This window comes from Pseudoclavibacter sp. RFBJ3 (genome assembly GCF_002931375.1).
GTDB lineage: Bacteria > Actinomycetota > Actinomycetes > Actinomycetales > Microbacteriaceae > Pseudoclavibacter.
In genome coordinates, this window is the sequence record NZ_PSXZ01000005.1 from 1 (window position 1) to 26,720 (window position 26,720).

A 26,720-nucleotide genomic window follows, 5' to 3' on the forward strand; every position below is an offset into this window, starting at 1 on the left:
CCATCGCGGGGAAGTTGAACGGGCTGATGATGCCGACCACGCCGAGGGCCTGCTTGATGGAGAACACGTCGACGCCGGTCGAGGCGTTCTCGGTGAAGTTGCCCTTCATGATGTGGGGGAACCCGGTCGCGAGCTCCACGACCTCGAGGCCCCGCTGGATCTCGCCAGCGGCGTCGGACACGACCTTCCCGTGCTCGGAGGTGATGATGCGCGCGAGCTCCAGCTTCCGCTCGTTCAACAGCTCACGGAACTTGAAGATGATGTTCTGGCGCTTCGCGATCGAGGTGTTCGACCAGCCGGGGAATGCGGCCTTCGCGGCGGCGATCGCTGCGTTGATCTCCGCGTCGTCGGCGAGAGCGACGTTGCTCGTCGCGGTGCCGAGGGCGGGGTTGAAGACCGGCGAGGTGCGCGCGGGCGTCGAGGTCGAGGAGGCGCCGTTGATCCAGTGCTGGATCGTGGGCAGAGCAGTGTCAGTCATGGATCTTCCTTCGCTGTGGTGCGCCAGCCGGGAGCGGCGCTGGTGGAAGCGGCAGCTGCCGCGACGAGAGGGTGTTGGGGGTCCGAGCTCAGCTCGGGGTGTGCACGAGGCTCGCGGCCGTGTCGACGGCGGCAGCGACGTCGCCATCGGCGGGATAGAGGAGCGTGCGGCCGACGACGAGCCCGCGGACACCGGGGAGGGCGAGGGCGTCGGCCCACTTGGCGTACACCGCCTCCTGGTCGCCGTTCGGCTCTCCGCCGAGCAGCAGCGTCGGGAGTGTCGTCGCCGCCATGACGCGTTCCATCTCGGGCACGACGGGCAGCTTCATCCAGGTCGAGCCCGAGCTGTTGCCGAGGCCGGAGGTGATGGCGATCGAGTTGATGACGGCGTCGGGGGAGAGGTCGTTGACGATCCGGCCGTCCTTCCACTCGCTCATGAACGGCTCGAGCATGATCGGGAGGGATGCCGCCGCTGCATCGTCGACGGCGCGGGCGTTGGCCTCGAGCGTCGAGACGGTGCCCGCATCCGCGAGATTCACCCGGACGAGCGTCTTCGCGAAGTCGATGCCGTCGCGAACCATCGAGTCGACGTCGTATCCCGTGAAGCGGTCGTCCATCTCGAAGCTCGCGCCGCGGAGTCCGCCACGGTTCATGGAGCCGACGATGAGCTTGTCGTCGAGCACGCCGAGCAGGGCGAGGTCGTCGATGATGTCGGGCGTGCCGAGCACGCCGTCCACGCCGGGGCGGGACAGGGCGAGCGCGAGCCGGTCGAGCAGGTCGTAGCGGTCGGCCATCGCCATGGCGTCGTCACGGACGCCGAGGGCGCCACGTGCCGGATGGTCGGCGGCGACGAAGAACAGTCGGCGATCCTCGGGGAGCAGCGACGAGCGCCGGACGCGATTGGCGAGGGCCGCCCGCAGCGCGGAGGGGCCGTCGGCTCGAGCGTCACGGAGGCGCTCGAAGGCCGCGTCGTCGAGGATCCGGTAGTGCTCAGGCAAGGGAGTTCTCCTTCAGGATCTCGTCGACCTCCGCCGTCGAGGGCATCGCGGTCGAGCATTCGAGTCGCGACGCCACGATGGCTCCCGCGACGTTCGCGAAGCGCAGGATGTGCTCGAGGTCCCACCCGGCGATGAGCCCCTTGCAGAAGGCCCCGCCGAAGCTGTCGCCGGCTCCGAGGCCGTTGACGACGTCGACGAAGTGCGTCGGCACCTCGATGGAGCCCTCTCGGGTCTTCGCCAGCACGCCGCGGGGGCCCTGCTTGACGACCGCGATGTCGACGCCTCGCTCGAGGAGCGCATCAGCGGCGCGCTGCGGCTCGGTCTCGCCGACCGCGACCTCGCACTCCTCCTTGTTGCCGATGGCGATGGTCGACTGCGCGAGGATGGGCTCGATGGCGGCCGTCGCCGTGGCCGCGTCCGGCCAGAACATGGCGCGGTAGTCGAGGTCGAGGATGGTGTGGTCGCGGCGGGCGCGAGCTGCGAACGCCGCGTGGTGGGCCGCGCGGCTCGGCTCCTCGGAGAGGCCGGTCACGGTCGCCCAGAAGATCTTGGCGTCACGGATCGCGTCCAGGTCGAGCGTCTCGGTCTCGATGTTGAGGTCCGGAGCCTTCGGCTGGCGGTAGAAGTAGAGGGGGAAGTCGTCCGGGGGGAAGATCTCGCAGAACGTGACCGGGGTCGCAAGCGAGTCGTCGCGGGTGACGAAGTCGCTCCTGACGCCGAGGCGCTCGAGCTCGCGGACGATGTACCGCCCGAAGGGGTCGTCTCCCGTGCGGGTGATGACCGCCGAGCTCAGTCCGTGCTTGGCTCCGGCGACGGCGACGTTGGTCGCGCTGCCGCCGAGGAACTTCCCGAAGGTCGTGACGTCCTCGAGCCCGACTCCGGTCTGGAGGGGGTAGATGTCGACGCCGACACGACCGAGCGTGATGAGGTCGAGGGGCGACGTAGCTGTTGTAGTGGTCATACGGCTCTGTACAACTTTCAGTCCGATGGTGAACGAGGACGAGAGTCAGCATACACCTAATGTCCTGACAAAGTAACAAAGTCTGACGGAGAGACTTCGAGACCGTCCGAGGTGCCGCGTCAGGCCTTGAGCTCGGCGATGAGGGAGTCGACGACGGGCACAAGCGCGCCGTCGTGCTCCTCGGCGACGCGGCGCTGGCGGTCGCTCGACGACCCGCTCTCGATGATGTCCGCGATCGCTGAGAGCTCGTCAGCGCAGCCCAGATCCTCGGCGACTCGCAGGTAGTCGCCCTGGATGCGCTCGGTCAGCACCTCGGTCACGGGACGCTCGTTGCCCTCCGCATCCTCGATGATGATGGCGTCGAGCCCGTAGCGCGCGGCGCGCCACTTGTTCTCGCGAACGAACCACGAGGGGAGCCGATCCGTGTCGCGGCCCGCGTCGAGCTGGCGAGACGCGTGCTCCACGATCACGTGGTTGAGCGCGACCATGGCCCCGAGTTCGCGGAGGTTGGTCGCCCCATCCGAGATGCGGATCTCCACCGTGCCCCACTGTGCTGACGGGCGCACGTCCCAGCGCAGCTCCTGCACCTCGTCGACGATGCCCGTGTGCAGCACATCGTGCGCGACGCGCTCGTAGTCCTCCCACGTCTCCATCTCCGGCGGGAGGCCGCCGGTCGGGAGCTGCTGGAAGATCATCGTGCGGTGGGAGCTGAACGTCGTGTCCTCGCCCTGCCAGTACGGGCTCGACGCGGAGAGGGCGAGCATGAGCGGGTAGTTCGCCAACGCGGCTCGCATGATCGCCGGGACCTTCCGGCAGTCCTCGACTCCGACGTGGGTGTGCACGCCCCAGATCGCGAGCTGCCCTCCCCAGCGGCCGGATCGCTCCGCGACCATGCGGTAGCGCTCGCCGGGCGAGCGCTGCTGCTCGCGCCACTTGGAGAACGGGTGCGTGCCAGAGCCGATCACACCGGCGCCGGCGGCATCCGCGGCGGCCAGCAGCTCGTCCCTGAGTTCCCGGAGCTCGCCGACCGCCGACCCCGCCGAGCGGTGCACGCCCGTCACGAGTTCGACGGTGTTCGTGAGGAACTCCTTCGTGAACCGCTCATCGTCGAGACGAGAGATCAGTTCATGGCCGATGCCGGTCAGTTCGCGCGACGCAGCGTCGACGATACCGAGCTCCCATTCGACACCGAGTGTCGAACGCTCTGATGAGGCGAAACGCATGGTTGAAGCGTAGACGCACCAGGGCCCGCGGCGTGTCTGCATTGCGGCCCGATCCGCATCCGCCGCAAGATAGATGGAGGAGTCGGGCGACGGCACGCGCCGCCCGAGATCGGAGGCCCCATGCGCTACTCGGATGCCCTCGCAGAACTCGCCACGACCGGGGCCCAGGACTTCGTGCCCTACGTCGTCGGCGCCGTTCTCCTCGTCCTCGTGGGTGGGATCATCCTCTTCTTCGTGCAGCGCAGACAGCGCCGAGCGGAGCGCGCGAATGAGGCTTCGATCGACCCGCAGAGTCGTTCGGGGTCCGGCGACGATTCTGCGGTTGGCTAACTGGCCGAGAATCTGCCAAACTAGGCAGTTGAGCCTCGTGGGCTCGACCCTCTAATCCGGCCCACGGTTCACCATTGAGCTCTGCCGAGTGTGCCCCACGCCCTCCGGCTGTCGTTCGCCGATACACACACCATCAGGAGACACGTGGCTGTCAAAATTCGTCTGAAGCGCCTTGGAAAGATCCGGGCACCCTACTACCGCATCGTCGTCGCCGACTCGCGCACCAAGCGCGACGGTCGCGTCATCGAGGAGATCGGCAAGTACCACCCCACCGAGAACCCCTCGTTCATCGAGGTCGACTCGGAGCGTGCACAGTACTGGCTGAGCGTCGGCGCACAGGCCTCCGAGGCCGTCGTCGTCCTGCTCAAGCTCACGGGCGACTGGGGCAAGTTCACGGGCGAAGGCTCGACCGAGAACCAGGTCAAGGCACCCGAGGCCAAGGCTCCGTTCGTGGCAGACGCCGGCAAGAAGCCGGTCCTCCGCCCGAAGGCTGAGCCGAAGGCAGCTCCGGCCGCCGAGGTCACCGAAGAAGCAGCGACCGAAGAGGTCGAGGCCTAGTCATGCTCGCTTCCGCGCTGGAACATCTCGTCAAGGGAATCGTCGATCACCCCGACGATGTCCGCGTGGACCGCAGCACGGCTGCACGCGGCGAGGTCCTCGAAGTGCGTGTGCACTCCGAGGACCTCGGCCGCGTCATCGGTCGCTCCGGCCGCACCGCCAAGGCGCTGCGTACCGTCGTGACCGCCCTTGCCGATGGCCGCCGAGTCCGCGTCGACGTAGTTGACGACTGAGGTGGCAGGCAAGAAGAAGGGCATCACCGAGCTCCGAGTGGGGCGGCTCACCAAGGCCCACGGCCTCAAGGGTGCCGTCAAGCTCGAGCTCTTCACCGACGAGCCAGCCCGGCGCTTCGTGCCCGGCGCCAGCTTCAGCCTGCAGGTGCCCGCCGAGAGCGAGTGGCACGGCAAGAGCCTGGAGCTCCAGGAGCTCCGCTGGTACAACGGCCACCCGGTCGGATTCTTCGTCGGGGTCTCCGACCGCACAGCGGCCGAGAGTCTCGCCAAGGCGATCCTCTGGGTCGACTCCAACGACGCTGAGGAGCTCGAAGACGACGCCTGGTACGACCACCAGCTCGTCGGACTCGACGTCCAGCGCGAGGGCGTCTCCGTCGGCCAGGTCGTCCGCGTCGAGCACTTCCCTGCACAGGACCTGCTCGTCGTGAAGACCGCAGACGCGGAAGTGCTCGTCCCGCTCGTCAAGGCTATCGTCGCCGACGTCGACCTCGAGGCCGGCATCGTCAGCGTCACGCCCCCAGGAGGCCTCTTCGAGGAGATCGAAGAGTCACCCGCCGAGGCGCCGGCCGAGGCTGCTGCCGACAAGGCCGAGCCCGTCGCTGCCGAGGCCGAGCCCGTCGCTGCCAAGGCCGAGACCAAGACCGAGGCCGAGTAACCGAGCCTCCACCATCCTCACGTCTGCGCGCCCGCGATCAACCGCGGGCGCGCATCCGCTTAAGCTGGAGCCCATGCGCGTCGACATCGTCACCATCTTTCCCGAGTTCTTCCAGGTGCTCGATGTGTCCCTGCTCGGCAGGGCCAGGCAGGACGGCATCATCGACGTCCGAGTGCACGACCTGCGCGACGCGACGACCGACCGGCACCGCACGGTGGACGACACCCCCTACGGCGGTGGCGCCGGCATGGTCATGAAGCCAGAGCCCTGGGGGCAGACGATCGACAGGATCCTCGACGAGGCCGCCGACGCCGAGACGGCTGCTGGCACCAACGCGGCAGCGGACACCGACGCGGCAGCCCAGGAGGCGGGCGATGGCGACACCAGACCCCTCGTCGTCTTCCCATCACCCGCCGGAACGGTCTTCACGCAGGCGACCGCTCGGCGCTACGCGCTCGAGAAGCACATCGTGTTCGGCTGCGGGCGGTACGAGGGCATCGACCAGCGTGTCTTCGACGACACCGCGCAGCGCGCCAGAGTCGAGCTCGTGAGCCTCGGCGACTACGTGCTCAACGGGGGAGAGGTGGCCGTCACGGCCATGATCGAGGCCTTCGGTCGCCTGGTCCCCGGGGTCGTCGGCAACCCGGAGTCGCTCGTCGAGGAGTCGCACGAGGACGGCCTGCTCGAGTACCCGAGCTACACGAAGCCCGCCGTGTGGCGCGGCCGCGAGGTGCCAGAGGTGCTCCTGAGCGGGCACCACGCGAAGATCGCCACCTGGCGCCACGAGCAGCAGATCGAACGCACGCGACGCGTCCGCCCCGAGCTGCTGCCGCCCGAGGCCCGCTAGCAGCTCGGCGCGCTAGCTGCGCGCCGTCAGGACGATCGGGTCGCCATCGGTGATCACGACGGTGTGCTCGCTGTGCGCGCCGCGCGAGCCGTCTGCGCTGCGCAGCGTCCAGCCGTCCGCGTCCTGGACCAGCTTGTCCGTCGTCTCGAGGAACCACGGCTCGATGGCCAGCACGAGGCCCGGCTTGAGCGGCATGCCCCGGTTGGCGCGCCCGCGGTTCGGAACACTCGGCTCCTGGTGCATGGTGCGGCCGACTCCGTGGCCGCCGAACTCGACGTTCACGGGGTAGCCGGCGTTCTTCGCGACCTGGCCGATGGCGTGGGAGATGTCGCCGAGCTTGTTGCCGGCGCGCGCGGCCTCGATGGCCGCATCCAGTGCCACCTCCGTCGTCGCCACGAGGCTCAGGTCCGCCTCACGGGGCGTGCCGACCGCGACGGTGATGGCCGAGTCGCTGACCCAGCCGTCGACCGCGACCGCGAAGTCGAGCGTCAGCAGGTCGCCGTCCTTGAGGGCGTAGTCGTGGGGAAGGCCGTGCAGGACGGCGTCGTTGACCGACGTGCAGATGACCTTGCCGAACGGCGAGTTGCCGAAGGAGGGGTGGTAGTCGATGTAGCAGCTCTTCGCGCCGCGCTTGGTGATCAGCTCGTGCGCTCGAGCATCGAGCTCGAGGAGGTTCGTGCCGACTGCGGCGCTCTGCGAGAGCTCGCTGAGCACCTCGGCGACGAAGCGCCCCGCAGGTCGCATCTCTTCGATTTCCTTCTGGGTGCGCAGCTCGATCATCCGACAATCGTACCGGCGCTCGCGCCGTGAGCGAACGATCTGCCTCCGCTCGGGAACCTCCCGTAGCGTTGGCACATGGGCATCGGCCGACTCGTCTACCGCGCACTCCTCCCCGCGGCGCTCTTCCTCGCCGCCTGGCAGTTCGTGGGGTGGCTCATCATCGGCGCCCCGGTCGGGCGATTGTTCGTCTTCGGATTCGCGGGTCTCGCCGCCGTCGCCGGGCTCCTCATCCTCTCCGCGAACTTCTGGCTCAGGCCCGACATCCGCGAGTCCAAGGCCCTGCAGCTGCGCGATGTCCCCCTCATCGTCGTGCCCTGGCTGCTCTGGGCGGTCGGGGCCGTGGTTCCCGACGCGCCGGGGCTGTGGGTGCTCGCCGCAGCGTTCCTGTCCATGGTCGTCGCGGGCTCCGTCGCGCGCAGGCGACTAACGGCTGTCGTCCAGGAGCGGCTGGCCGCCGCGCAGACCGCGGGTCCGCAGGCGAATCCGTTCGGCCTGTTCGGCGGCATGCCCGGCATGCCGACCCCGGGGATGCCCGGGGCGTCGGGGCGGGGAGGGCCGCCCGCGGGAGGTGGGGGAGCGTCCGGACCGGATGCCGGAAAGGTCATCACCCTCGACCCCGACCCGGAAGAGCGCAGCTGAGCGCGCGTTCCGCTCGGCGTTCGCATTGCGGGCGTCTGTCGGGCGTGGTTTACTAGATCCTTGTGCCGCGGCTCGACTCTGCCACAGGGGACGAGAGCACTTCGCGATGCACGCCAACCTCTTCACTGACCTTCGCAGCCGACCTGTGGCGACTGCAGAGAGCGAAATCATGACCAACGTTATCGACGTCATCGACGCAGCATCGCTGCGCAGCGATGTCCCAGACTTCCGCCCCGGCGACACCGTCAAGGTGCACGTGAACATCGTCGAAGGCACGCGCTCGCGCGTCCAGGTCTTCCAGGGTGTCGTCATCGCTCGTCAGGGCGCTGGCGTCCGCGAGACCTTCACGGTCCGCAAGGTCAGCTTCCAGGTGGGCGTGGAGCGCACGTTCCCCGTGCACACCCCGGTCATCGAGAAGATCGAGATCGTCTCCCGCGGCGCCGTGCGTCGCGCGAAGCTCTACTACCTCCGTGGTCGTCGTGGCAAGGCTGCGAAGATCCGCGAGAAGCGCGACAACTAGGCTTCAGCAGTAGGCGAATGGCTCCCCATAGCGGGAGCCATTCGTGTCGATCCGGACGAAACACCACAACCGCCACGGCGGACCGAGCTTGAGGGGGCGCCATGGTCGACGCGAGTGCGCGCGATCGCCGCGCTCCGTCTCACGGACGAGCGCCGCACGAGGGCAGGCACCGCCTCGGTCGCACCGATCGCCCTGCGGGACTGGGCGCGTCCGAGATCGCCGACGCGCCCATCCACGCGACGGGGCTCATCGCCGCTGATGAGCCCGCGCCGGAGCGCACCGGCCGTCTCGGCAAGGCGATGCTCTCGTTCGCGCGCGACCTCGTCATCGTCGCGGTCCTCGCGATCGTCATGTCGATGCTCATCAAGACCTTCCTGCTGCGGCCCTTCTACATCCCCTCCGCGTCGATGAACGACACGCTCGTCGTCGAGGACCGCGTGCTCGTCAACCTCCTCGTCCCGGACATGATCGGCATCGAGCGCGGCGACATCGTCGTGTTCGAGGATCCGGGCGGATGGCTCCCGGTCGTCGCGCCGACGGAGAAGACCGCGTCGCAGGCCGCGGTCGACGGCGCCCTCGAGTTCGTGGGCCTCAAGCCGGAAGAGACGAGCAACCACCTCATCAAGCGGGTCATCGGGTTGCCTGGCGATACGGTCTCGTGCTGCAACGAGTACGGCCAGGTGCTCATCAACGGGCTGCCGATCGGCGAGCCGTACCTGCTGCTCCAGGACGGGCAGGCGGCCTCCGGTCTGCCGTTCGACGTGACCGTCCCGGAGGGGCACCTCTGGGTCATGGGCGACAACCGCTACAACTCGGAGGACTCCCGGTACCACCAGGACGAGCCGGGAGGCGGCTTCGTGCCCGTCGACGACGTCGTCGGCAAGGCGTTCCTGCTGAACTGGCCGCTCGATCGCTTCACCTTCCTCGGCAACTACCCCGAGGTCTTCGACCGCGTCCCGGAGCGGACGGACCAGGAGTGACACCACCCGTCGACCCCACGCTCGACGTCGAGCGAGAGCTGCTGCTCACCGCCCCCGTCGTCATCGGCGTCGACGAGGTCGGGCGCGGAGCCATCGCCGGGCCCGTCGCCGTCGGAGCCTGCGCGATCGACGCCGCCAGGATCGAGCTCGGGGCCCCGGCGGGCGTCCGCGACTCCAAGCTGCTGAGCGCGAAGCGCCGGCTCGAAGCACGCGCGGGCATCGAGGCGTGGGCGATGAGCGTCGGCGTCGGGTACGCGAGTGCCATCGAGATCGACGAGCGCGGCATCACCGCCTGCCTCGGGGCCGCCGCCAAGCGGGCGCTCGCCGAACTCCACGCGAGCGGGGTCCCGGTCGCTGACGCCGTCGTGCTGCTCGACGGCTCGCACGACTGGCTCTCGCCGTGCCTGTCGACGCCGCTCCGCGTCGTGGTGCGCCCGAAGGCCGACCGGGACTGCACCTCGGTCGCAGCAGCGTCCGTGATCGCGAAGCTGGAACGCGATGCCCTCATGGTCTCGGCGGGTGAGGCGCATCCCGAATACCTCTGGGAATCGAACAAGGGATACGGCAGCGCGGCCCACCTCGCGGCGATCGCCGCGGCGGGCCCGAGCGAGCTCCACCGGCACACCTGGCTTCGCGCCGCGACCCCGTAGACTGGGCGGATCATGGACGACGAGAATTTCGACGATTACGAGCGCGAGCAGGAGCTTTCCCTGTTTCGCGAGTACCGCGACGTCGCGGGGCAGTTCAAATACGTGATCGAGACCGAGCGCCGCTTCTACCTTGCGAACAGCGTGGACCTGGTGCGGCGCGACACCGAGCACGATTTCTACTTCGAGCTCACGATGAAAGACGTGTGGGTGTGGGACATCTACCGTTCCGACCGCTTCGTCAAGCAGGTTCGCGTGCTGACGTTCAAGGACGTCAACGTCGAGGAGACGGGCTCGAAGGAGTTCGAGCTTCCCAAGGAACTCGCGCTCGACGAATAGCGGGCGCGCGGCGACGCGCCGAGTGGACGCTGATGTCGGTGGTCCGTGGGAGCCTCGTGGAGTGACAGAGACGATGATTCCCGACGCCACCGCATCCGCAGCCACTCAGATCCTGAGGGCGCTTGTCGGCAGAGACGACGCGGTCTTCCACGACGGACAGCTCGAGGCGATCTCGGCGATCGTCGACGAGCGCCGACGAGTCCTCGTCGTGCAGCGCACCGGCTGGGGCAAGTCGGCCGTGTACTTCATCTCGAGCCTCATGCTGCGCGCCCGCGGCGCCGGGCCGACGATCCTCATCTCGCCGCTGCTCGCCCTCATGCGCGACCAGGTCGAGGCCGCGAGTCGCGCGGGCGTGCGGGCGGTGTCCATGTCGTCGGCGAACGCGCACGAGTGGGCGAGCATCCGAGAGCAGCTCGCCGCCGACGAGATCGATGTCCTGCTCGTCTCACCCGAGCGTCTCAACAACCCGGAGTTCCGAGACGCTCAGCTGCCGGAGCTCCTTAACCGCACGGGTCTTGTCGTGGTCGACGAGGCGCACTGCATCTCCGACTGGGGTCACGACTTCCGGCCCGACTACCGTCGCATCGCGTCCCTCATCTCCGGGCTCGGCACCGACATCCCCGTCCTCGCGACGACGGCGACCGCGAACGAGCGCGTCGTCCACGACATCGAGGAGCAGCTCGGCCGCAGCGGCATCCTCACGATCCGCGGCCCGCTCGCGCGAGCCAGCCTCCGACTCGGCGTGCTCCGACTCGGCAACGCTCGTGAGCGGCTGGCGTGGCTCCTGCAGCACCTCGATGAGCTACCGGGATCCGGCATCATCTACACCCTCACGGTCGCGGGCGCCGAAGACACGTCAGCGGCCCTCCGGGAGGCCGGAATCCACGCACCCGCGTACACGGGCAAGACCGACCCAGATGAGCGCGAGCGCCTCGAGGGCGCGCTGAAGCGCAACGAGGTCAAGGCCCTGGTCGCCACAAGCGCCCTCGGCATGGGGTTCGACAAGCCCGACCTCGGGTTCGTCGTGCACCTCGGGGCGCCGTCGTCGCCCGTGGCGTACTACCAGCAGGTCGGCCGAGCCGGTCGTTCGAGCGCGTCGGCCGACGTGCTGCTGCTGCCGGGCGAGGAGGACCGCGCCATCTGGGAGTACTTCGCGACGGTCTCGATGCCGGACGAGGAGCGCGCGCAGGCTGTCCTCGGCGCGCTTGGCGGCTCACCGCGGTCGACGGTCGCGCTCGAGTCGGCGGTCGACCTCCGACGCTCTCGCCTCGAGCTGCTGCTCAAGGTGCTCGACGTCGACGGCGCTGTGCGACGCGAGCAGGGCGGCTGGGTCTCGACCGGCCAGCCGTGGAGCTACGACGGCGAGCGCTATGCCCGTATCGCCTCGGCCCGATCGGCGGAGGCGCAGTCGATGATCGACTACGAGCGCACCGACGGCTGTCGCATGGAGTTCCTGCAACGTCAGCTCGACGACTCGACCGCGGCGCCGTGCGGGCGCTGCGACAACTGCGCGGGCGTCTGGTTCGACTCGACGACGGATGCGGCGGTGCAGGCGAGAGCGGGGGCCGCGCTCGATCGTGTCGGCGCCGACATCGCGCCGAGGCGCCAATGGCCGAGCGGCATGGCGAGCCTCGGTGTCGAGCTGAAGGGGCGCATCCCCAAGGAGGAGCAGGCATCAGAGGGTCGGGTGCTCGCGCGCCTCAGCGACCTCGGCTGGGGAGGTCCGCTTCGGGAGCTCTTCGACTCGGCCGGGCCGGAGACGACCGTGACGGGGCCCTTGCTGCAGGCGTGCATCCGCATCCTGTCCGAGTGGAAGTGGGCGGCCCGGCCGCAGGGAGTCGTGTTCGTTCCCTCGCGCTCGAGGCCCCGCCTGAGCGCCTCGCTTGCCGAGGGCATCGCCGGTGCGGGGCGTCTGCCGCTGCTGGGGTCGCTTGATCTGGTTCGCGGCGGGCCGGCGGGCCAGCCGGGTGGCAACAGTGCGTTCCGGCTCTCCAGTGTCGAGGGACGTTTCTCGGCGGGGTCGCTCGACATCCCGGCGGGGCCCGTGCTCCTCATCGACGACTTCGTCGACAGCGGTTGGACCATGACGGTCTGCTCGCGTGAGCTCCGCCGTGCGGGTGCGAGCGCCGTGCTGCCGCTGGCCCTCGCGCAGCGCGGCTGACCGGGCCGAACGACCGCCGGGGACCCGCGTTCCGGGCCGCATTCCTTCCGGCGTCGGTCGGCGACTCTGCTGACGCTCGTCCTGTGGACGCCCGGCACTCCACAGCGGCTGGTCTCAACGTGGGCGAGCGGTGCGTGGCGGTCCAGACTCCCGGCAAGGGAGGTGGTGCGGATGCGTGCCAAGGATCAGCTGGGGCGGCTCGGGGAGAATCTCGCGACCGCGTATCTCGAGGAGCGCGGCCACGATGTGCTCGAGCGGAACTGGCGGTGCCGCGAGGGGGAGATCGATGTCGTCTCGCGTCGGGGCGGGTTCATCGTGTTCACGGAGGTGAAGGCGCGGCGGTCGACGGCGGCGGGGCATCCGCTCGAGGCGATCACGCCGACGAAGCTGGCCCGTATGCGGCGGCTAGCGGGGCTCTGGATGCTCGCGCACCCGGACGAGCGCGGTGCGATGCGGCTCGACGTGATCGCGGTGATCGCCCCGAGCGATCGCACGCCGACGGTGCAGCACGTCGTGGGGGTGGGCGCGTGACGCAGGGCACGGTCGGCCATTCGGTGGCGATCGCGCTCGAGGGGCTCGGCGGGGAGCTCGTCGAGGTGGAGACGCAGATCAGCCCGGGCCTGCCGTTCTTCAAGCTCGTCGGGCTGCCGGACACCTCGCTGGGGGAGGCGCGCGAGCGGGTCAGGGCGGCGCTGCAGAGCTCGGGATGCCCGCTGCCGGCGAGCCGCGTCGTCACGAACATGTATCCCGCCTCGCTGCGCAAGCACGGGGCCGGCTTCGACCTCGCGATCGCGGTGTCGTTCCTCGCCGCTGCCGGGATCATCTCGGCCGAGTCGCCGACGCGCGCGGTGCACATCGGCGAGCTCTCCCTCACCGGGCAGGTACGGGCCGTCGTCGGCGTCCTGCCTGCCGTGGCCGCCGCGCGAGCCGCGGGCTTCGATACCGTCGTCGTGCCTGCGGACTCGAAGGCGGAGGCGGAGCTCGTGGAGGACATCCGCGTCGTCGCCGTCACCTCGCTGCGGGCCGTGGCACTGCACTACGGGGCCGATGCGGACGAGCTCACCGAGGAACTCGAGTACCCCTCGAGCTCGGCAGGGCGGTCCGTCGCGGTGCGGGAGCGCGAGCGCAGCGAGGACCCGACCGGGGCGCTCAGCGCGGGGTCGGCGCTCGATCTGTCCGACGTGGTCGGCAGCGACGCCGCCGTCCGGACCCTCATCATCGCTGCCGCAGGCGGCCACCACCTGCTCATGCTGGGACCGCCGGGCGCGGGCAAGACCATGCTCGCGGAGCGACTGCCCGGCATCCTCCCCGACCTCGAGCCGGAGGCCGCCGTGACCCTGGCCGCGGTGCGCTCGCTCAGAGGGATGCCGCTCGCCGCGCGCCTCGACCGCAGGCCGCCATTCGAAGCGCCCCACCACACCGCTTCGGCCGTCGCGCTGCTGGGCGGTGGAAGCGGCCTGATCAGGCCAGGTGCCATCTCGCTCGCGACGGGCGGGGTGCTCTTCCTCGACGAGGCGCCCGAGTTCGCGCGCCACACGCTGGACTCGATGCGCCAGCCGCTCGAGAACGGCGTCATCGAGATCCATCGCGCCCAGGGTCGGGCGGCCTACCCCGCCGAGATGCAGCTCGTGCTCGCCGCGAACCCCTGCCCCTGCGGAAACCACGGCGACCCCGACGCGGAGTGCCGCTGCGATGCCTCAGCCCCACGGCGCTATCTCGCTCGCCTCTCCGGTCCGCTGCTCGACCGAATCGACCTCCAGCTGCGGGTCGAACGCGTCTCGGCCGCCCGGGCCCGACTCGTGGACCACGAGGCGCAGCTGGGCCACGCCGGGCAGGAAGCCGCGCATCCGAGCATCAGCACAGCCACGGCGCGCGGGCTGGTCGAAGAAGCTCGCGGACGCGCCAGGAGGCGACTCGAGTCGACGCCGTGGACGATCAACGCCCGAATCGTCTCGCGATGGCTGCGCGCCCCAGAGCACCGCCCGAGGCGCGACGCCTACGCACCCCTCGCAATCGCGCTCGAACGCGGGCAGGTCACGATGCGCGGACACGATCGTGTCCTCCGGGTCGCCTGGACCATCGCCGACCTCGACGGAGCATCGCGCCCGGAAGTCCACCACGTGCACGAAGCGCTGTCCTATCGAATCAGACTGGGGTAGGTGGAGATTGTCAGCACAGGAACCGCAGAGCGGCGCGCACGATCGCGGTACCGATCACGTCCGTCGAGCAGACGGCCAGGCACGCGAGTCGTGGCCCGACCCGGCCGCATTGCGAGACGCGCTGGCCGGGGTGAGCGGCGGGAAGGTCGACGATCTCGGCGACGCAGCCGTGCAGGCCCGGATCGCGCAGCTGGCCTGGTCCTGTACGGTCGAGCCGGGCGACGCCACAGCTGGGCTGCTGATCGGGGCACTCGGCCCCGTCGAGGCCCTGGAAGCGGTCGTCTCCGGGGCTCTGCTCCGGCGGGCCAGGGAGCGCGGTTCGGGCGCGGGAATTCCGTTCGACGAGCTCGCGACGGCAGTCGAACGGTGGCACCACCGCCTCGACCTCGAGCGCACCGCGGCCATCCTGCGCAGCTCGGCGCGACTCGGAGTGCGCGCCGTTCTCCCCGGAGACCCCGAATGGCCGACGCAGCTCGCCGACCTCGGCCCACATGCGCCGTGCGCGCTCTGGGTTCGCGGCTCCCTCGACACGCTCCGCCAGCTCACGCGGTCCGTCGCGCTCGTGGGGGCCCGGGCATCCACCAGCTACGGCGAGGAGGTCACGGTGCGCCTCGCGAGCGGACTCGCCAACCGCGGCTTCGGACTCGTCTCCGGGGGCGCGTACGGCATCGACGCCGTCGCGCACCGGGTGGCCCTCGCCGAGGGGGCGCCAACGGTGGCGGTGCTCGCCGGCGGTCCTGATCGGCTCTACCCGCAGGGCAACCGCGCCCTCCTGGAACGGATCATCGCGCACGGCGCACTTGTCAGCGAGCTCCCGATCGGGCAAGCGCCCACGCGATGGAGGTTCCTGCAGCGCAACCGCATCATCAGCGCCCTTGCCTCGGCGACCGTCGTCGTCGAGGCAGGGCGCAGGTCCGGAGCCGCGAACACCGTTGCCCACGCGCTGACGCTCGGTCGGCCACTGGGTGCCGTGCCCGGCCCCGTCACGAGTGCGGCCTCGGTCGGCTGCCACCGGCTGCTGCGAGAGTCCGATGCCTCGCTCATCACCTCGGTCGACGACATCGTCGAGCTCCTCGGCGATCACCGGGGAAGCGAGCTCGAACTGCCGGACGGAGCCGCATGGCCAGGCGAAGGCGGCCGCGAGCGAGCTGACGGTGATCGACCCTCATCCAACGCGGTACGAGCCAGGGACGCCCTCCGAGTCGGGCGGCCCCAGCGCAGCGCTGAGATCGCGTCGGCGGCGGGGCTCACGGTCGCCGAGACGGCGGCGGGTCTGGCGGAGCTCGAACTCAACGGCCTTGCCCGAGAGAGCGCCGCAGGGTGGACCAGGACCACCCAGGCGAGACGCTGAGGAACGGGGGAAGGCGCGGGTGGTGCGCATCGTCCGGGTCAACTCGGAGGCTGAAGGTGCTCCCGGTAGCTCGCGACGACCCCCTCCAGGTAGCGCACGATGACCGCGCGTTCAGCCTCGTCGAAGTCCTGGGCGACCGAGTCGATGTCCATGATCATCGGCGCCAGCAGGCCGCGGGCCTTCGCCGTCGAATCCTCTTCCGGGAAGACGAGCACACCGCGGCGATCGCTCGGGTTCGGCTCACGACGCACGTGCCCCGCCTTCACGAGCCGATCCACCACGACCGTCACCGCCGCCGTCGTTATGCCGAGGCGGCGCGCGATATCGGACGGGGTGAGGTGACCCGAGGAGATCAGGTGCTGCATCGCCACGAGATCGGTGTGATTGACCTCGAGCTCCTTCGCCACGACGACCTCGTACTCGTCGGAGATCGTGAGGATCTCGCGCAGCAGCGCGGTCGACTCATGCACGCGCGGAAACGCGCGACCCCGTTCATCCCCGGATTGCATGGAACACATCCTAGCGCTAGGTTAGCTAAGCAAATTGATTACTAGTGCATTTAGGTGGTTCGTCCATGCGTGGCATCATCCGATTCATCACCGGCAAGGCGAGCGGCGCGATCGTCATCGCCGTCTTCGTCGTCTTGAGCGGGCTCGCGTTCTTCTGGGGCTCGGGTGAGAGCGGCGACGTCGCGCCAGCCGGCGACCTCCCCGCCTCCGCTGAGTCCGCCAAGGTCGAGGAAGCGCTCGCCACCTTCGAGACCGAGGACAGCAGCGCCGCGCTCTTCGTGTTCCACCGCGACGGCGAAGCGCTCACTCCCGACGATCTGGCGGCCGTCTCCGCGGCCAGCTCGGGCATCGCCGACGCCGCGGGCGTCGACGCGCTGCCGCCGGCCTTCCCAGCCGAAGACGGCGAGGCCATGATCCTCACGGTGCCGCTCGACGCGACCACCGACGTCGATGCACAGTCCGCGCGCGCCGAAGCCATGCGAGCCGCCGCGGCCGACGGGCTGCCAGACGGGCTCATCCCGGTCATGACGGGCCCCGAGGGCTTCGCGGTCGACATCGCCGCAGTCTTCGAGGGCGCCAACTTCACGCTGCTCACGGTCACCGTCCTCGTCGTCGCCTTCCTCCTCATCGTCACCTACCGCAGCCCCGTCCTCTGGCTCATCCCGCTCTCCGTCGTCGGGCTCGCCGACGGCGTCGCCGGCATCGTCGCCACCCGGATCGTCGGCGCGTTCGGCTTGACCATGGATGCGTCGATCAAGGGCATCCTCTCCGTCCTGGTCTTCGGCGCGGGCACGAACTACGCGCTGCTCCTCATCGCCAGGTATCGAGACGAACTCCGTGTCTCGGCCGACAGGCGCGAGGCCATGGCAACCGCCCTGCGCGGCGCGGGCCCCGCCATCATCGCGAGCGGTGGGACCGTGGCCCTGAGCCTCGCGACGCTGCTGTTCGCCTCGCTCGGCGGAAACGTCGTCCTCGGCCTCGCCTGCGCGATCGGCGTCGTCATCGCCATGGTGTTCGCGCTCGTGCTCCTGCCAGCCACCCTCGTGCTCTTCCCTCGCGGTATCTTCTGGCCGGTCGTGCCACGCGTCGGCGACGATCAGCACGGCAAGGGCTTCTGGTTCAAGCTCGGAACCGGCGTCTCGAAGCGTCCAGCCATCGTCGCGGGCGCCGGCATCGTCGTGCTCATCGCGCTCGCCGCCGTCGCGCCCAGCATCAAGGTCGGGCTCGCTCAGACGGAGCGGTTCACGTCCACGCCGGAGGCGGTCGTCGGGCAGGAGCTGCTCAACGAGCATTTCCCCGACCTGGCAGGCGCACCGGCGGTCGTCGTCGCGAATTCCGGTGCAGCGCAGGCGGTGGCCGATCGTGCCGCCGAGATCGAGGGTGTCGCCACAGCATCGGTGGGTGACTCCAGCGGCGAGATCACTCGCATCGATGTCGGGCTCTCCTCTCCTGCGGAGACAGACGAGGCACTCGCCACCGTCGAGCGCCTCCGCGCGGAACTGTCCCAGGTCGACGGCGCCGACGCGATCGTCGGCGGCCTGGACGCTCAGGCCCTCGACGAGCAGGCCGCCCAGGACCGGGACCAGCTGCTGCTGTTCCCCCTCATCCTCGCGGTCGTGTTCGTCGTGCTCCTGCTCCTCCTGCGGTCGCTGGTCGCCCCGATCCTGCTGCTCCTCACCGTCGTCGGCTCGTTCTTCGCGTCGGTGGGTGCCAGCTGGCTGCTGTTCGAGAACGTGTTCGGCTTCCCAGCTCTGGACACCTCGGTGCTGCTGTTCAGCTTCCTCTTCCTCGTCGCGCTCGGCGTCGACTACAACATCTTCCTCGTCACGAGGGCTCGCGAGGAGGCGGTGAAGCACGGAACGAAGGACGGGATGATCCGCTCGCTCTCGGCGACGGGAGGCGTGATCACGAGCGCTGGGATCCTGCTCGCCGCCGTGTTCGCGGCGCTCGGTGTCCTGCCGCTCATCACGCTCACGCAGATCGGCATCATCGTGTGCGTCGGCGTGCTCCTCGACACCCTCCTGGTGCGAACGGTGATCGTGCCGGCGCTCGCCTTCCTCACCGGTGACCGCTTCTGGTGGCCGAGCAAGGGCATCCTGGAAGACCCGAGGCCAGCGCACGCCGAGTCGGCTCATCCTGGCCAGGTGGGCGGGGGCTCGCACCACGCGAAGCCGGCCCACGCCAAGTCGTAGGCTGCCGGTTCACGCCGCGGCCGTGGTGTCTGGGTTGCGACCTACGATGGTGGGCATGCAGGAGCTCTCGGTCGCGGTCGACGCCTACCTGCGCTCGCTGCGCTCCGAGCGTGGGCTGTCGCCGCGGACTGCGCAGGCCTATGCGGGCGATCTCGGCATCCTGCTCGACTCCTGCGAGCGCGCTGGGATCGATGGGCCGGGTGCGCTCAGCTTGGAGGTCTTCAGGGATCTGCTGTGGCAGCAGACGCAGGCGGGCAAGGCCGCGTCGAGCATCGCCCGCATGGCGGCTTCCTTTCGCGGGTTCACGTCGTGGCTCGAGGAGACCGGCCGCGGCCCGGATTCGGCGCGGCGCCTGAAGAGCCCGAAGGCGGGGTCGACGTTGCCGCGGGTGGTGTCGGCTGACGGAATGCGGGGGATCCTGGACGCGCTCGCCGAGCGAGCGTCCTCGGGCGATCCGGTGGAGCAGCGCGATGTCGCGATCATCGAGCTGCTGTATGCGTCGGGCATTCGTGTCTCGGAGTGCTGTTCGCTCGATGTCGGGGCAGTCGATCTGGGGCGGCGCGTGGTGAGGGTCGTCGGCAAGGGCGACAAGGAGCGAGTGGTGCCGTTCGGGGCGCACGCTGCGAAGGCGGTCGAGCGGTGGCTCGAGGTCGGCAGGCCGGTCCTCGAGCAGCCGCGTTCTGGGCAGGCGCTGTTCCTCGGTGCTCGCGGCGGGCGGTTGGATGCCCGCACCGTGTACGCGCTCTCCCGTGAGGTGCTGGGAGCTGCGCCCGGCGGTGGCCCTTCTGGGCCGCACACGTTCCGCCATACTGCGGCGACGCACCTGCTGGATGGGGGAGCGGACCTCCGCGCCGTCCAGGAGATCCTGGGCCACTCCGACCTGGGGACGACGCAGATCTACACCCACGTCTCCGCGGAGCGCCTGAAGGCGTCGTACCTGCAGGCGCATCCCCGAGCCTGAAGCCGGGGTCGATCTGGCTGGACCCCGGACGGCTAAACGGCTGGACGCTGGACGCTGGACGATGCAGTCCGGCAGGCCAGCGGGCCGGCAGGCCGGCACGCCTCGACGGCCGGGTCTGGCCGCCGAGGCGTGCCTGCGTCCTCGCGGATCTGGCTCCGCTGCGTGGAGGCGGGTCAGGCCTGGCGTCGGCGACTCAGCAGTCCCCAGGCGAGCGCGCCGATGCCGATGACAAGCGCTCCGGCGCCCAGGAGCAGGGGCCAGCCGATACCTGCGGCCCCGGTCTGGGCAAGGGCGTCTGGCGAGCTCGACGGCGATGATTCTGCGGCTGCCGAGCTGGCGGCCGGCGGTGACGCGGGCGCCGTGCTCGGCGCTGGAGTGCCCGCCTTCGCGCTGGGTGCCGGCGTCGTGGACGCCGGCGGCGACGCGGTGGCACTCTGCGTTGCCGTGGGCGTCGTGCTCGGCCTGGAGATCTCCGGAGGGTTCGAGCTCTCCGGAGGGTTCGAGCTCTCCGGAGGGTTCGTGTTCCCCGGAGGTGTCGTCATCGCGGGAGCCGAGGGCGGCGCGGCGCTGACGGGCGGGCTCGTCGGGGCAGAGCTCGCAGGGATCGGAGGAGCGCTCGGGGTCACGCTCGGTACCGGTGTGGCTGTGGCTGTCGGCGTGGCCGTTGGTGTGCGGGTTGCCATTGGTGTGGGCGGAGTCGTTGGGGGGTGCGTTGCCGTTGCCGTTGCCGTTGCCGTCGGCGTGGGCTTGGGTGTTGAGGTCGGCGTGGCTGTCGGCGTCGCCGTCGGGGCCGGTGTGGGTGTTGGGGTCGGCGTCGCGACGGGCACCCGAGGCACTCGGTCCTGGCCGACGGCCGTGAACTCCCCGGGCAGGGTGCCGCCGCTTCCTCCGAGCAGCTGAGCGCCTGGCGTGTGCAGGACGAGGATCTTCGCGGCCCAGGGCACAGACGGAGAGGTGACGCTCGCGGTGCCGCTCACCGTGACGGGCCCGCGGTCGAGGGCCGCGGGGCTGACCACGATCGGAGCCGATTCTCCGCCTCGAATCGTCGAGGTCTCGGCGCCGGTGGCGACGAAGGTGGCGCCGCTCAGCACCACTGTTCCCGTGGCTCCGGGTACCTCCGTTGCCAGGGTGACGGTGCCCATTCTCGCATCTGCCCCGTCGGTCGTGAACGCAAGGCTGCCCTTGAGGTCGACCGGCGCGCTGGCGCCGACCTTCGCCGCATCCGCGCGAATGGCCGCGAGGGTGCTGCCGACGTCTGCCCGCTTCTCCTCGGGCACACGTCCGAGGTAGTGCTCGTCTCCGCTCACCGCATGGCCCGAGTAGCTTTCGGGGGCCGCGAGCGACCAGACGAACATGGCGACGGCGCTGGTCACCGTCGGGTCCGCGGACTGCCCGTGGGTCGAGATGGCCCAGTTCACGCGGGCTGTGTCGTCGTCGCTCATCTGGAACTGCTCGCCATCGACGACGCTTCCCTTCGTCGTCTCATCGAGCGGGCGGGGCAGCCAGGGCTGCAGGCAGTAGACGTTGCGTCCCTCGAAGCTGTAGGCCCCGATCCGTCCCTGTCCGCCGTTCTGGGCGTCGTCGAAGCCGGGGCCGTAGCCGGCTGCGCTCGCGGTCTGCGCTCCGGAGAACAGCAGGAACGACGCGGTCATGGCGAGCATGACGAGGCCAGCTGCGGCGCGAGGAAGTCGAGTGATCCAGCGTGATGGGGAGTGCGCGGTGCGATGGGCAGTCCCGGCGGGCGAGGGCGGTCGCTGCTGGTGGAGAGGAGACATGTGGTGCCTTTCTGGTGTGGGTCGTGGCGAGCGTCGGCTGCTCATCGGTAGAGGGGAAGCAAGACGGCCGCAGGAGGTCGCAGCACCCCGAACAGCGGGGCGGGGTCGAGGTAGGCGCCGTCGCGTCGAACCCCGAGGTGCAGGTTCCCTTCGGGCGTGTGGCGATGCCCGATGCTCAGCTCTCCGATGCGCTGACCGGTGGAGACGACGTCTCCCGGTCTCAGCTGTGTGACGACCGGCTCGTAGCTGGCGAGCAGGCCGTCGGCATGCTGGATCGAGAGCACCGGTCGGTCGACGACGAAGCCCGCGAACGTGACGGTTCCCGGGGCGGGGGAGCGGACGTCGTCGCCCGGTGCCGCGGAGATGTCGACGCCGCGGTGGCCGGCCCCGTACCGGGCGGCGAGGTCGAATCCACGAGCGACGTTCGGAGGCGCTTCCACGGGCCAGCTCCACGTGCTCGAAGCCCCGGCCGCGTGCGGAGCGCCGCCCAGAGTCGCGCTGGCCATGAGCAGGAGGAGAATGAGCGTCGCGAGACCGCGCCGGGGGCGGACGAGGGACGCTGGGGACTCCGGGGTGCGGTGCATGGTGTCATCGTGGTGCCCGGTGAGCGGGCCCCTGCGGCAGACGACCACGAGGTGTGGAGGACGCCTGTCCACAGGCTCGGCTGCACCTGAGTCCGTGCACCGGTTCCCTGCGCCACCGCTCCTGTGTAGACTGACGCCAGCAGCCCGCCATGCGGGCTGACTTCGCGTGCCCATCGAGGCGTGCATCCATCGGTCTCCAGCACTTCGGTGCGAGAGCGGGTGCGCGCTGGGCACCAGGCTGTGCGGCCGCCGGTCGCAGAGAACAACCGCGCGCAGGAATGCGCATTCGAATAGGGAGAACGACCATGGCAGTCGTCACCATCCGCCAGCTGCTCGACAGCGGCGTGCACTTCGGGCACCAGACCCGTCGCTGGAACCCGAAGATGAAGCGATTCATCTTCACCGAGCGGTCCGGCATCTACATCATCGACCTCCAGCAGTCGCTGGGCTACATCGATGCTGCTTTCGACTTCGTCAAGGAGACCGTCGCACACGGCGGCACCATCCTCTTCGTCGGCACCAAGAAGCAGGCTCAGGAGTCCATCTCCGAGCAGGCGACCCGCGTGGGCCAGCCCTACGTGAACCAGCGCTGGCTCGGTGGCCTCCTCACGAACTTCGGCACCGTCCAGAAGCGCCTCAACCGTCTCAAGGAGCTCGACCTCGTCGACTTCGACGACACGACGCGCGGCTTCACGAAGAAGGAACTCCTCATCCAGCGTCGCGAGCGTGACAAGCTCGAGAAGTCGCTCGGTGGTATCCGCAACCTCTCGAAGACGCCTTCGGCGCTCTGGGTTGTCGACACCAAGAAGGAGCACCTCGCGATCGACGAGGCCAAGAAGCTCGGCATCCCGGTCATCGCGATCCTCGACACGAACTGCGACCCGGACGACGTCAACTACCCGATCCCGGGCAACGACGACGCCATCCGCTCCGTTGCGCTGCTGACGCGCATCATCGCCGACGCAGCAGCTGAGGGCCTGATCCAGCGCCACCAGAAGCCGACCGAAGGCCAGGCCGAGGTCGAGCCGCTGGCTGAGTGGGAGAACGACCTGCTGCAGGGCGACGCTCCTGCCGCTGAGGCCGTCGTCGAGGCTCCTGCTGAGACCGAGGCTCCTGCCGAGGCCGAGGCTGTCGAGGCAGCTGAGCCTGCCGAGGCCGCCGAGCCTGCTGAAGCAGCCGAGGCTGTCGAAGCCGTCGAAGAGTCCAAGTAACTTCAAGCACTAGGGAGAACCCCACACATGGCTAACTTCACCCTCGCTGATGTCAAGGAGCTGCGTGAGCAGCTCGGTACTGGCATGGTCGACACGAAGAAGGCGCTCGAAGAGGCCGACGGCGACAAGGAAAAGGCCGTCGAGATCCTCCGCCTCAAGGGTGCGAAGGGCAACGCGAAGCGCGCTGACCGTTCCACCAGCGAAGGCCTCGTCGCCGCGAAGGACAACGGAAACGGCACCGCGACGCTCATCGAGCTCGCAACCGAGACCGACTTCGTTGCCAAGGGCGACAAGTTCATCGCACTCTCCGAGAAGGTGCTCGATGCTGTGGCCGCCGCTGGCGCGTCGAACGTCGACGAGGCGCTTGCCGCCCCCGTCGACGGCACGACCGTCAAGGAGACCATCGATGGCGTCGCCGCGATCCTGGGCGAGAAGATGGAACTCCGCAAGGTGAGCCTCCTCAAGGGCGCCAACTTCGAGATCTACCTGCACCGCACCTCGCAGGACCTGCCACCGCAGGTCGGCGTCGTCGTGGCGTACGAGGGCGACGACGCGGCTACGGCTCGCGGCATCGCTCAGCACATCGCGATGTTCGACCCGCAGTACCTCACCCGTGAGGACGTTCCTGCCGAGGCAATCGACAAGGAGCGGGTCATCGTCGAGGAGATCTCTCGGAGCGAGGGCAAGCCAGAGGCAGCCCTTCCGAAGATCATCGAGGGACGCCTGACCGGCTTCTTCAAGCAGATCGTGCTCCTCGAGCAGGACTACGCTCGCGACAACAAGCAGACCGTGAAGAAGATCGCTGACGCCGCAGGCGTCAACGTCGTCGACTTCGGTCGCATCCGCGTCGGCGCCTAACGCCAGACGCACACGAATTCGGGGCCGGATGCGCAAGCATCCGGCCCCGTTTCGTGTCCCCGGAGCCCGCTCGAGGAGGTCCGCTGAGACTCGTGCGCGCTCCGCACAAGGTAGGCTCGTGGACGATCAGCGATCCCACAAGGAGCACAAATGTCACCACAGGCCCCGCGCAGACGCGTTCTCCTCAAACTCTCTGGCGAAGCGTTCGGTGCAGGCAAGATGGGTGTCGATCCCGAGGTGCTCACGAGCATCTCCAAGGAGATCGCCGCTGCTGCACGCGACGTGGAAGTCGCCATCGTCGTCGGCGGAGGGAACTTCTTCCGCGGCGCTCAGCTCGCGAACGCCGGCATGGACCGCGCGCGAGCCGACTACATGGGCATGCTCGGCACCGTCATGAACGCCCTCGCGCTGCAGGACTTCATCGAGCAGGCGGGCACCCCCGCCCGTGTGCAGTCCGCCATCGAGATGCGCCAGGTCGCCGAGCCGTACATTCCGCTCCGCTCCAAGCGCCACATGGAGAAGGGCCGCGTCGTCATCTTCGGCGCCGGCGCCGGCCTCCCGTACTTCTCGACCGACACGGTCGCCGCACAGCGTGCGCTCGAAGTCGGAGCAGACGTGGTGCTCGTCGCGAAGAACGGTGTCGACGGCGTCTACACCGCCGACCCGCGCCAGGACCCCAGCGCCGAGCTGCTGCACTCGGTCACCTACCAGGACGCGCTCCAGCGTGGCCTCAAGGTCGTCGACTCGACCGCCTTCAGCCTCTGCATGGACAACGGCATGGACATGCGCGTGTTCGGCATGAGCCCAGAGGGCAACATCGCCCGCGCCATCCTCGGCGAGGACATCGGGACGCTCGTCACGTCGAGCCTCGACTAGTCGAGGGCCCCACCGCAACCGCCACCCCGCGACAATTTTCGTCAGTGCGCCGCGCCCTCGAGCGTGGCGTGCGCATCCGACCATCTCGGTAGGATGATGCAGAACGCCCTGGAAAGGACACCCCGTGATCAACGACGTGCTCACCGAGACCAAAGACAAGATGGCGAAGGCCGTCGACCACGCGAAGGAAGACTTCTCGACGGTGCGAACGGGGCGGGCGAACCCCCAGCTCTTCACGAAGATCCCCGTCGACTACTACGGCACCGCGACGCCGCTCGAGCAGCTCGCGTCGATCGCCGTCCCCGAAGCTCGTGTTCTCGTGATCACGCCCTACGACAAGTCGGCCCTCAAGGAGATCGAGAAGGCCATCGTGTCGCGGCCGAACCTCGGGGTCACGCCGAGCAACGACGGCAACCTCATTCGCGTGGTCATGCCGGAGCTCACGGCCGACCGCCGCAAGGAGTACGTCAAGCTCGTGCAGACGAAGGCGGAGGAGGCGCGCGTCGCCGTCCGCAACATCCGTCGCAAGGCGAAGACCGACCTCGAAGCGCTGAAGGACGAAGTGGGCGAGGACGACATCGCTCGCGGCGAGAAGGAACTCGAGACCTTCACGAAGGCGCACATCGATCGCATCGACGAGGCTTCCAAGCACAAGGAAGCCGAGCTCCTCGAGGTCTAGTCGCTCGTGTCCACGACTGGGAGTGACGGGGCAGACCCCGGCGAGCGCCTGGACCGCGAGGTCCGGGAGACAGAGGCGGATTCCGAAGCGCGCGAGACGCCGAGCGCCTTCGGTCCCGCCGCCAGCGAGGGCGACGGCGCACCAGCGGCCGGAGCCCCCGCGGCTGCTGACGATCTCCCGGTCATGGGCGACGGCGCTCCTGCGCCGCCCCTGACCCCGCTCCGCCCATCGCGGCTTGGTGACACCGGCACGAACATCCTTCACGACCTGGAATCGCGCGCGCAGCAGGCGCGGACCCAGGTGCGGGAGCAGCGCGACAAGCTGCGGGCACGCAACGACGCGATCAACGCCCGCAGTGGGCGCAACCTGTCCTTCGCGATCTTCTTCGGCGTCGTGCTCGGGGCGCTCCTCATCTCGAGCCTCATCTTCATCAAGCAGCTCTTCATCCCGTTCGCGGTCGCGATGGTCATCTTCGCGACGATCGAGCTCGCGAGCGCGATGCGCGGCGCCGGGCGCGACGTGCCGCGCATCCCGCTTGTCGTCGCAGCCGTCGCCATCCAACCTGTCGCCTACTACTTCGACGTCGTCGGGCAGTGGCTCGCGCTGCTGATCGGCGTCTTCGTCGTCACGGTGTGGCGGCTCGTGGAAGCCTCGGTGTCCACCGATCGGCCACCGCGGAAAGCGGTCTGGGCCGACTTCCTGGCCGCCGCGCTCATCCTCATCTACGTCTCGTACCTCGGCTCGTTCACGGTGCTCCTCACCTCGCAGGAGGACGGCCAGTGGTGGGTGCTCGGCTTCCTCATCATCGTCGTGGCCGTGGACGTGGGTGCCTACGTCTTCGGCCTCAACTTCGGCAAGCACAAGCTCGCGCCGAAGATCAGCCCGGGCAAGACCTGGGAGGGGTTCGCGGGTGCCGGCCTCACGTCGATCGTCGTGGGCATCCTCGTCAGCATCTTCCTCCTCGACCAGGACTGGTGGTTCGGCCTGATCATGGGGCCCCTGCTGCTCATCACCGCCACGGCCGGCGACCTGACCGAGTCGATGATCAAGCGCGACCTCAAGATCAAGGACATGAGCTCCTGGCTGCCCGGGCACGGTGGGTTCTTCGACCGCATCGACTCGATCCTGCCGTCGGGAGCGATGGCGTTCGCGCTGTACTTCTGGAGCGCAGACTCGACGCTCTGGTGATGCCCCACCGGGGAGCCGTGCGACATGTT

At 69.3% G+C, this 26,720-nt stretch carries 29 protein-coding genes; 21 read left to right on the forward strand and 8 right to left on the reverse strand.

The window, feature by feature from the left end; translation table 11 throughout:
- The 4 genes from C5E07_RS06220 to C5E07_RS06235 form a co-directional block, all read right to left on the reverse strand.
- The coding region (locus C5E07_RS06220) for an aldehyde dehydrogenase family protein (RefSeq protein ID WP_146080532.1) at positions 1-478 on the reverse strand (478 nt) is incomplete at its 3' end.
- Positions 479-566: 88 nt separating this feature from the next.
- Positions 567-1,475: a deoxyribose-phosphate aldolase gene (locus C5E07_RS06225; protein ID WP_104240669.1), complete on the reverse strand. Its 909-nt coding sequence runs from the start codon at positions 1,473-1,475 to the stop codon at positions 567-569.
- Complete coding sequence (gene iolC, locus C5E07_RS06230; protein WP_104298820.1) at positions 1,468-2,436, reverse strand: 5-dehydro-2-deoxygluconokinase; 969 nt, start codon at positions 2,434-2,436, stop codon at positions 1,468-1,470. Before iolC ends, C5E07_RS06225 begins: the two co-directional genes overlap by 8 nt.
- Positions 2,437-2,555: 119 nt before the next feature.
- The gene (locus tag C5E07_RS06235; protein ID WP_219820055.1) at positions 2,556-3,659 is read right to left on the reverse strand and encodes a glutamate--cysteine ligase; all 1,104 of its coding nucleotides are present in this window, start codon (positions 3,657-3,659) and stop codon (positions 2,556-2,558) included.
- A 120-nt stretch (positions 3,660-3,779) separates the two neighbouring features.
- Between C5E07_RS06235 and C5E07_RS06240 the strand changes: the two genes are divergently transcribed.
- The 5 genes from C5E07_RS06240 to trmD all read left to right on the forward strand — a co-directional run bounded on the left by C5E07_RS06240 (position 3,780) and on the right by trmD (position 6,282).
- Positions 3,780-3,989 (forward strand): LPXTG cell wall anchor domain-containing protein, encoded by a 210-nt coding sequence (locus C5E07_RS06240; protein WP_104298822.1) that lies wholly within the window; start codon positions 3,780-3,782, stop codon positions 3,987-3,989.
- Positions 3,990-4,133: 144 nt separating this feature from the next.
- Entirely contained in the window at positions 4,134-4,547 is a 414-nt protein-coding gene (gene rpsP / locus C5E07_RS06245; RefSeq protein ID WP_104240673.1) for a 30S ribosomal protein S16, read from the forward strand.
- 2 nt (positions 4,548-4,549) lie between these two features.
- A complete protein-coding gene (locus tag C5E07_RS06250) occupies positions 4,550-4,780 on the forward strand; it encodes an RNA-binding protein (RefSeq protein WP_068484100.1) in 231 nt (76 codons plus the stop codon).
- A gap of 1 nt (position 4,781) precedes the next feature.
- Entirely contained in the window at positions 4,782-5,435 is a 654-nt protein-coding gene (gene rimM / locus C5E07_RS06255; protein ID WP_258063072.1) for a ribosome maturation factor RimM, read from the forward strand.
- Positions 5,436-5,508: 73 nt separating this feature from the next.
- Complete coding sequence (trmD, locus tag C5E07_RS06260; RefSeq protein WP_104298823.1) at positions 5,509-6,282, forward strand: tRNA (guanosine(37)-N1)-methyltransferase TrmD; 774 nt, start codon at positions 5,509-5,511, stop codon at positions 6,280-6,282.
- A 12-nt stretch (positions 6,283-6,294) separates the two neighbouring features.
- Here trmD and map read toward each other — a convergent pair whose 3' ends face one another.
- Complete coding sequence (gene map / locus C5E07_RS06265; RefSeq protein WP_104298824.1) at positions 6,295-7,062, reverse strand: type I methionyl aminopeptidase; 768 nt, start codon at positions 7,060-7,062, stop codon at positions 6,295-6,297.
- Between the two features lie 75 nt (positions 7,063-7,137).
- Between map and C5E07_RS06270 the strand changes: the two genes are divergently transcribed.
- The 9 genes from C5E07_RS06270 (at position 7,138) to dprA (ending at position 15,858) form a co-directional block, all read left to right on the forward strand.
- Entirely contained in the window at positions 7,138-7,701 is a 564-nt protein-coding gene (locus tag C5E07_RS06270; RefSeq protein WP_104298825.1) for a hypothetical protein, read from the forward strand.
- A 169-nt stretch (positions 7,702-7,870) separates the two neighbouring features.
- Complete coding sequence (gene rplS, locus C5E07_RS06275; RefSeq protein ID WP_068484112.1) at positions 7,871-8,221, forward strand: 50S ribosomal protein L19; 351 nt, start codon at positions 7,871-7,873, stop codon at positions 8,219-8,221.
- Between the two features lie 101 nt (positions 8,222-8,322).
- Complete coding sequence (gene lepB, locus C5E07_RS19720; protein WP_104298826.1) at positions 8,323-9,201, forward strand: signal peptidase I; 879 nt, start codon at positions 8,323-8,325, stop codon at positions 9,199-9,201.
- Entirely contained in the window at positions 9,198-9,851 is a 654-nt protein-coding gene (locus C5E07_RS19725) for a ribonuclease HII (RefSeq protein WP_258063791.1), read from the forward strand. The genes lepB and C5E07_RS19725 overlap by 4 nt, the downstream gene beginning before the upstream one ends.
- 12 nt (positions 9,852-9,863) lie before the next feature.
- Positions 9,864-10,187 carry a DUF2469 family protein gene (locus C5E07_RS06290; RefSeq protein WP_068484088.1) on the forward strand — a complete coding sequence of 108 codons (324 nt, stop codon included), beginning with the start codon at positions 9,864-9,866 and terminating at the stop codon, positions 10,185-10,187.
- A gap of 73 nt (positions 10,188-10,260) precedes the next feature.
- Positions 10,261-12,348 (forward strand): RecQ family ATP-dependent DNA helicase, encoded by a 2,088-nt coding sequence (locus C5E07_RS06295; protein WP_104298827.1) that lies wholly within the window; start codon positions 10,261-10,263, stop codon positions 12,346-12,348.
- A gap of 171 nt (positions 12,349-12,519) precedes the next feature.
- On the forward strand, positions 12,520-12,879 hold the full coding sequence (locus tag C5E07_RS06300; protein WP_104240678.1) for a YraN family protein: 360 nt from the start codon (positions 12,520-12,522) through the stop codon (positions 12,877-12,879).
- Complete coding sequence (locus tag C5E07_RS06305) at positions 12,876-14,507, forward strand: YifB family Mg chelatase-like AAA ATPase (RefSeq protein WP_104240679.1); 1,632 nt, start codon at positions 12,876-12,878, stop codon at positions 14,505-14,507. The genes C5E07_RS06300 and C5E07_RS06305 overlap by 4 nt, the downstream gene beginning before the upstream one ends.
- 7 nt (positions 14,508-14,514) lie before the next feature.
- Positions 14,515-15,858: a DNA-processing protein DprA gene (gene dprA / locus C5E07_RS06310; RefSeq protein ID WP_104298828.1), complete on the forward strand. Its 1,344-nt coding sequence runs from the start codon at positions 14,515-14,517 to the stop codon at positions 15,856-15,858.
- A 38-nt stretch (positions 15,859-15,896) separates the two neighbouring features.
- Here the strand turns inward: dprA and C5E07_RS06315 are convergent, their stop codons facing one another.
- Positions 15,897-16,367: a MarR family winged helix-turn-helix transcriptional regulator gene (locus tag C5E07_RS06315; protein WP_104240681.1), complete on the reverse strand. Its 471-nt coding sequence runs from the start codon at positions 16,365-16,367 to the stop codon at positions 15,897-15,899.
- A 65-nt stretch (positions 16,368-16,432) separates the two neighbouring features.
- Between C5E07_RS06315 and C5E07_RS06320 the strand changes: the two genes are divergently transcribed.
- Both C5E07_RS06320 and C5E07_RS06325 read left to right on the forward strand, forming a co-directional pair.
- Positions 16,433-18,559, forward strand: a complete 2,127-nt coding sequence (locus C5E07_RS06320; RefSeq protein WP_104298829.1) for an MMPL family transporter — start codon at positions 16,433-16,435, stop codon at positions 18,557-18,559.
- A gap of 55 nt (positions 18,560-18,614) precedes the next feature.
- Positions 18,615-19,520, forward strand: a complete 906-nt coding sequence (locus C5E07_RS06325) for a tyrosine recombinase XerC (protein WP_104240683.1) — start codon at positions 18,615-18,617, stop codon at positions 19,518-19,520.
- Between the two features lie 173 nt (positions 19,521-19,693).
- On the opposite strand, the gene C5E07_RS06330 is transcribed toward C5E07_RS06325, so the two are convergent.
- Together C5E07_RS06330 and C5E07_RS06335 are read right to left on the reverse strand one after the other, a co-directional pair.
- Entirely contained in the window at positions 19,694-21,295 is a 1,602-nt protein-coding gene (locus tag C5E07_RS06330; RefSeq protein WP_146080533.1) for a hypothetical protein, read from the reverse strand.
- 41 nt (positions 21,296-21,336) lie between these two features.
- Positions 21,337-21,879: a murein hydrolase activator EnvC gene (locus C5E07_RS06335; RefSeq protein WP_104298831.1), complete on the reverse strand. Its 543-nt coding sequence runs from the start codon at positions 21,877-21,879 to the stop codon at positions 21,337-21,339.
- 305 nt (positions 21,880-22,184) lie between these two features.
- Between C5E07_RS06335 and rpsB the strand changes: the two genes are divergently transcribed.
- From rpsB to C5E07_RS06360, 5 genes are all read left to right on the forward strand, one after another.
- On the forward strand, positions 22,185-23,090 hold the full coding sequence (gene rpsB / locus C5E07_RS06340) for a 30S ribosomal protein S2 (RefSeq protein ID WP_104298832.1): 906 nt from the start codon (positions 22,185-22,187) through the stop codon (positions 23,088-23,090).
- A gap of 27 nt (positions 23,091-23,117) precedes the next feature.
- Complete coding sequence (gene tsf / locus C5E07_RS06345; protein WP_104240687.1) at positions 23,118-23,948, forward strand: translation elongation factor Ts; 831 nt, start codon at positions 23,118-23,120, stop codon at positions 23,946-23,948.
- Positions 23,949-24,098: 150 nt separating this feature from the next.
- Positions 24,099-24,824 carry a UMP kinase gene (gene pyrH, locus C5E07_RS06350; protein WP_104240688.1) on the forward strand — a complete coding sequence of 242 codons (726 nt, stop codon included), beginning with the start codon at positions 24,099-24,101 and terminating at the stop codon, positions 24,822-24,824.
- A 124-nt stretch (positions 24,825-24,948) separates the two neighbouring features.
- Positions 24,949-25,503: a ribosome recycling factor gene (gene frr / locus C5E07_RS06355; RefSeq protein WP_104240689.1), complete on the forward strand. Its 555-nt coding sequence runs from the start codon at positions 24,949-24,951 to the stop codon at positions 25,501-25,503.
- A gap of 6 nt (positions 25,504-25,509) precedes the next feature.
- Positions 25,510-26,691, forward strand: a complete 1,182-nt coding sequence (locus C5E07_RS06360) for a phosphatidate cytidylyltransferase (protein ID WP_258063792.1) — start codon at positions 25,510-25,512, stop codon at positions 26,689-26,691.
- The last annotated feature ends 29 nt before the right edge of the window (positions 26,692-26,720 follow it).